The sequence below is a fragment of the Pseudomonas rossensis genome, assembly GCF_039888995.1.
Classification (GTDB): domain Bacteria; phylum Pseudomonadota; class Gammaproteobacteria; order Pseudomonadales; family Pseudomonadaceae; genus Aquipseudomonas; species Aquipseudomonas rossensis.
Genome location: NZ_JBBWCB010000230.1, coordinates 1 through 5,210, shown reverse-complemented (window position 1 = coordinate 5,210; position 5,210 = coordinate 1). Strand labels below are relative to the sequence as shown.

The window sequence follows — 5,210 nt, the reverse complement described above, 5'->3', positions numbered from 1 at the left end:
GCCTCCGTCTTTGGCTTGAGCGCTCGACATACCGGACAGGCTGTCCGGGATCAGAACGGTGGATGCCGACAGAACTGCGCCAATAGCTACTGCGAGCAAAAGTTTTTTCATGTGCATATCGTTCTCCGTCTTCTTATTCAGGTTGGAGCGTTGATGAATGCAACTTGCTGCCTGATTCAGTGGGTAAACACCTCAACGCACCGATTTATTCAGCTGTAACGTCGATGAGCTCTAAAACGTCCATCTCGACCCTGTTCCAGGGCTCAGTGAATACTCGAGGCCAGCTCGAAAATCGGGATGTACATCAGGATCACGATCACCCCGATCAGCAGGCCGATGAAGGTCATGAGCAAGGGTTCGAACAGCCGCACGAACCATTCGATCCAGCGGCTGATTTCTTCGTCGTAGAAGTCGGCGCTGCGCTCCATCATTTGCCCCAGGTTGCCGGACTGCTCACCGGCACGCAGCAAGCGCAGGGACACTGGAGTCACGAGGTGATTGAGTTCCATGGCGGTCGACAGCGACTGCCCCTCGCGCACCCGTTCGCAGGCCTGGTCCAGGCGCGCGCGGGAGGCGACGGTGAGCAGGCCGCGAACCATGCCCATGGCGGTGACGAGGGGAATGCCGCCTTGCAGCAGAATCCCCAGCGAGCGGTAGAAGCGAGCCAGTTCGTACATGAAGATGCGTTGATGGACCGCCGGGAGTTTTTCGATCACACGGTCCAGGCCCCGACGAAAGGCCGGTTGGCGCTGGAGGAAGGTGAGGGCGACGATGATTGCCAGCAATGTGCCGAAGAATTCGCCCTGATGGGCGTGCAGGAACATCCCGCTGCTCATCAGGATCTGCGACAGCCACGGCAGGTTCGAGCCCAGCCCTTCGAACACCAGGCTGAAGCGCGGCACCACGTAGCCCATCAGAAACAACACCACGCCACCGCCCACCACCAGCAACAGCATCGGGTAGATCGAAGCGCTGACGATTTTTTGCCGAACCTCGTCCATGCGCTGGCGATAGCTGACATAGCGGCCCAGGGCATCGCCCACGGCGCCGGTCTTCTCGCTGGACTGCACCAGCGCTACGTAGAGCGGAGGGAAAACCGCTGACAACTGGCCAAGTGCCTGGGAGAACGATTTGCCTTCATAAAGCAGGCGCACCAGTTCGCTCAAGGTCTTGCGGGCCTGGGGCGCGTTCTCTTTTTCCGCCAGGCTTTCCAGCGCATCGATCAGCGGCAGGCCCGCATTGAGCAACGTGGTCAGTTCCTGGCTGAACAGCACCAGGTTGAAGGTTTCGCGCTGCCTGACGCGCAACGCACGCCAGTGACGCTCGGCGTACAGGCTGATCACGCGGTAGCCCTGGTCTTCAACGATACGCCGGGCTTCGCTGTGGCCGAGCGCCTCGACGGTCATCGAGACGACGCCGGCCTTGCCAACGGCTTTGAGATGAAATCGCATGGTCGCCACTCCCGTTATTGCCAGCTGGTGACTTCGGCGTTTTCGCCTTCGCCGCCGGGTTGTCCGTCCTTGCCCATGGACAACAAGTCGTATTCGCCGTTTTCGCCGGGGTGGCGATAGGTGTAGTTGCGGCCCCACGGATCCTGCGGGAGTTTTTTCTGCAAGTAAGGGCCGGTCCAGCGGGTTTCATCGCTGGGCGCGGTGACCAGCGCCTGCAAACCCTGTTCGGTCGACGGGTAATGACCGACCTCCAGACGGTACAGATCCAATGCTTTGCCCAGGCCTTCTATTTGCGCCTTGGCCACCTTCACTTCGGAGCGGCCCAGTTGGGCGAAATACTTCGGCGCGACGATGCCGGCCAACAGCCCCAGCACCACCAACACCACCAACAGCTCGAGCAGGGTGAACCCGTGTTGAGTACGCGGGGTGGAACGCAAACGCTGATTCATGATGACCTCACACAGTCGGCAGAAGGGTCGCCGTGAAGGCTTATGCAATTGCCATGCACATGCCCGGACATTCTTCTGCAACCCCTGAATTACGGGCCTGCGCGCATCCGGCACAGTGCTTGCGTATGGCTGGTTTACTACCGGCCATTGGGGCATTAGCCCCATTTTTCGGGGCCGGGCAGGGGAGGCAAAAAAATGAAAACACTCACCACAGGACTGCTCGGTCTGCTCGTGTTGACCGGCGTCGTACAGGCCGATGTGTTCGTTTCCGTGGACGCCAAGGGCAGCTACGTTCTGTCCAATGTCCACCGTCCCGGCCGCACCTATGAACGGGTGATTCACGAGTCAGAATCCGCCCGGGTCAGCATGGATCAACAACCGCAGATGATTGCCCGGCAGCCCTATGCCGAGCTGGTTTCGGCGGCTGCCACGGCCAATCAGTTACCGGCGGCGCTGTTGCATGCCGTGATTCAGGCCGAGTCCGCCTACGACTCTGGTGCCCGGTCACCCAAGGGGGCTGGAGGGTTGATGCAATTGATGCCTGACACCGCCCGGGAGTTGGGGGTGAAGAATGTCTACGACCCGAAAGCCAACATTCAGGGTGGCGCCAAATACCTGAAGCGCCTGATGACCCTGTTCGACAACGACATCAGCCTCGCCGTGGCGGCGTACAACGCCGGGCCGCAAGCGGTGCTCAGCCGAGGCGGGGTGATCCCGCCGTTCGCCGAAACCCAGCGTTACGTGCCCGGTGTCTTGCGCCAATACCGACGTTTGCAAGGCCTGGCCGCGGATGCACCGCTGTGATTGGGGGATTCCCCCATATGTGGGGCAACGCGATCCGTACCGCCGACCGAAGACCGCAATCGCCCTGTAGCAGCTGTCGAGCTTGCGAGGCTGCGTTCGGCGCGGGCCGCGTTCGGACGCAGCCGTCGTAAAACCTGAGCGTGAGGTTTTCCTGAAACACCGCGTTGCCGGATCTCACGACTGCTTCGCAGCCGAACGCAGCCTCGCAGGCTCGGCAGCTGCTACAGAGCCGCACGCAGGCTCGGCAGCTGCTACTGGGTGTGCGTTTTGGGGGACGTTATCTTCAGCCCGAATGGGGGGATTGGGTGGGGAATATCCCCCAAGTTATTAAGTCGTTCATATAACTGATTGAAAAATAACTAAATTATTTATGGCATGCGGATTGCTCAAGAGAATTTGTCGAGAAGTATTCCCTGTGAGCATCCACAGCGAGGCCCGTGATCATGACCGGCATACCCTACGCCCCGTCCCTGTTCAAATTGCTGTTGTTGGGGACGTCGATGCTGGGCATCGAGCTGGCTGAGGCAGCCGTGCGTTGCGAGCGCAATCTGGTAGCCAACGTCGTGGCGCTGGATCAGCCGCTGATGTTCAACCGCCTCGGTGCACAGAACGTCAACGGCATGATGTTCGCCCTGCGCCGCGATGTGGTCGATGACCACGAGATGTCCCTGGCCCAGGGCGGGGCGGCGGTGCCGGGTAAGGTTTCGCTGCGGCCCGACAAGCGTCCGCGTCCGCTGGTGCTGCGTGTCGCCGCCGGTGATTGCCTGACCATCAACCTGCAGAACCTGCTCGCCTACCAGGCCAACCCCGGCAGCCACGAAAGCGGGGAGGAGGAAGAAGGTGGGATTGAGGGCGAAGTCGCCATCGGCAACGAAGACGAATTCAAGGTCGATGAACAGGTCGCCGACCGCCACGTCGGCTTCCAGGTCAATGGCATGCAAGCGGTCAACAGCATCGACGACATTGCGTCCTATACCGGGCGCAACGCCAATACCTTGATTCCCCCCGGCGCTACCCGTTCCTACACTCTGTACGCCGAGCGCGAAGGGGCGTTTGCCGCCAGCAGCCGCGGCGCGACCTTCGGGGGTGAAGGGGATGCGGGCAACGTGGCCAACGGACTGTTCGGCCAAGTGGTCGTGGTGCCCAAGGGCGGCCGCACCTATCGCAACACCGTGACCGAAGAAGAGATGCGCCTGGCCAGCGTCGGCCGCACCCCGGCCGGCCAACCGATTGTCGATTACCAGGCGCGCTATCCGCAGCGTGAACCGTGGATCCGTGAAGGCAAGGCCGGCACGCCGATCATCAACATGGTCGACGGCAATGAAATCATTTCCAGCGAGACCGACGCGATCGTGATGGGCAGCAACGCCGACGGCAGCTTCCCGCCGTCGACCTATCCGCTGGAAGCCATCGGCAAACGCAACCCGGCGATCCCGAATCGTCTGGAACCGTTCCGCGATTTCGCCTCGCAGTTCCAGGATGAAACCGCCGCAACCCAGGCGTTCCCCGCTTACTGGGCGGACCCGGTGATGGCCCACGTGCTGGAGCCGACGCGCGACTCGTTCATGATCAACTATGGCTCCGGCGGCATGGGCGCCGAAGTGGTCGCCAACCGTTTGGGTGTCGGGCCGATGCACGATTGCCTGTCGTGCGCCTATGAAGAATTCTTCCTCAGCTCGCACACCGTCGGCGATGTGGCGATGCTGGTGGACGTGCCGGCCAACGCCGGCCTGGAAAATATTCGTCCCGGTGAAACGCCGAGCGCCGATCAGATCGGGGTCAAGGCGACCATGGCGCTGTATCCGTCCGAGCCGTCCAACGTCAACCACAGCTACATCGGTGACTTCATCAAATTCCGCAATACCCACAACGGCCACGAACAGCACATCTTCCACCTGCACGGGCACCAGTGGTTGTTCAACCCCAACGACGACAACTCCGACTATGTGGACGCCCAAGGCATCGGTCCGGGCGCCGGCTATACCTACGAAATCGCCAACGGCGGTTCGGGCAACCGCAACCGGGTCGCGGGCGATGCGATTTATCACTGCCACTTCTATCCGCACTTTGCCCAAGGCATGTGGAGCATGTGGCGGGTGCATGACGTCTTTGAAGTAGGCACCAAACTCGAGGTTTCCCAGCAGGGCTCCGACGGTTATCACAGCGAACCTTATGCGCTGCGCAGCGGTAAACCGGCTGCAGGCGCCCGGGCCTTGCCCGATGGCGAGATCGTTGCCGGTACACCGATTCCAGCCGTAGTGCCGCTGCCCGGCAAAGCCATGGCACCGATGCCGGGCAAAGTCGCGGTCGTGCCGAAAATCGGCGAAACCCTGCTGGCTGGTGGCGATGATGACGCTCAAGCCTTCGGTTCCCTGGCCCTGGTGGATCGCAGTGAAGCCAACCGCAATGCCGACGGCAGCCTGAAAAACCCTGGCTATCCATTCTGGATCGGCGGCATGGAAAGCTCGGTCGGCCAGCGTCCACCGACCCCACCGCTGGACATGCT

General features: G+C 61.3%; 3 protein-coding genes and 1 pseudogene. 2 read left to right on the top strand and 2 right to left on the bottom strand.

What is annotated here, in order from left to right:
- Nucleotides 1-263 precede the first annotated feature (263 nt).
- Together WLY71_RS29535 and gspG are read right to left on the bottom strand one after the other, a co-directional pair.
- A complete protein-coding gene (locus WLY71_RS29535; protein ID WP_347806389.1) occupies nucleotides 264-1,451 on the bottom strand; it encodes a type II secretion system F family protein in 1,188 nt (395 codons plus the stop codon).
- Between the two features lie 14 nt (nucleotides 1,452-1,465).
- Nucleotides 1,466-1,900 (bottom strand): type II secretion system major pseudopilin GspG, encoded by a 435-nt coding sequence (gspG, locus tag WLY71_RS29530; RefSeq protein WP_347806388.1) that lies wholly within the window; start codon nucleotides 1,898-1,900, stop codon nucleotides 1,466-1,468.
- Between the two features lie 195 nt (nucleotides 1,901-2,095).
- Between gspG and WLY71_RS29525 the strand changes: the two genes are divergently transcribed.
- Entirely contained in the window at nucleotides 2,096-2,704 is a 609-nt protein-coding gene (locus tag WLY71_RS29525; protein WP_347806387.1) for a lytic transglycosylase domain-containing protein, read from the top strand.
- 443 nt (nucleotides 2,705-3,147) lie between these two features.
- Nucleotides 3,148-5,210, top strand: a pseudogene (locus WLY71_RS29520) (hypothetical protein); the annotation flags it as partial.

Coding starts and splice junctions, on each gene's coding strand:
- WLY71_RS29535 (WP_347806389.1), bottom strand. CDS start 1,451: ATGCGATTTCATCTCAAAGCCGTTGGCAAGGCCGGCGTCGTCTCGATG.
- gspG (WP_347806388.1), bottom strand. CDS start 1,900: ATGAATCAGCGTTTGCGTTCCACCCCGCGTACTCAACACGGGTTCACC.
- WLY71_RS29525 (WP_347806387.1), top strand. CDS start 2,096: ATGAAAACACTCACCACAGGACTGCTCGGTCTGCTCGTGTTGACCGGC.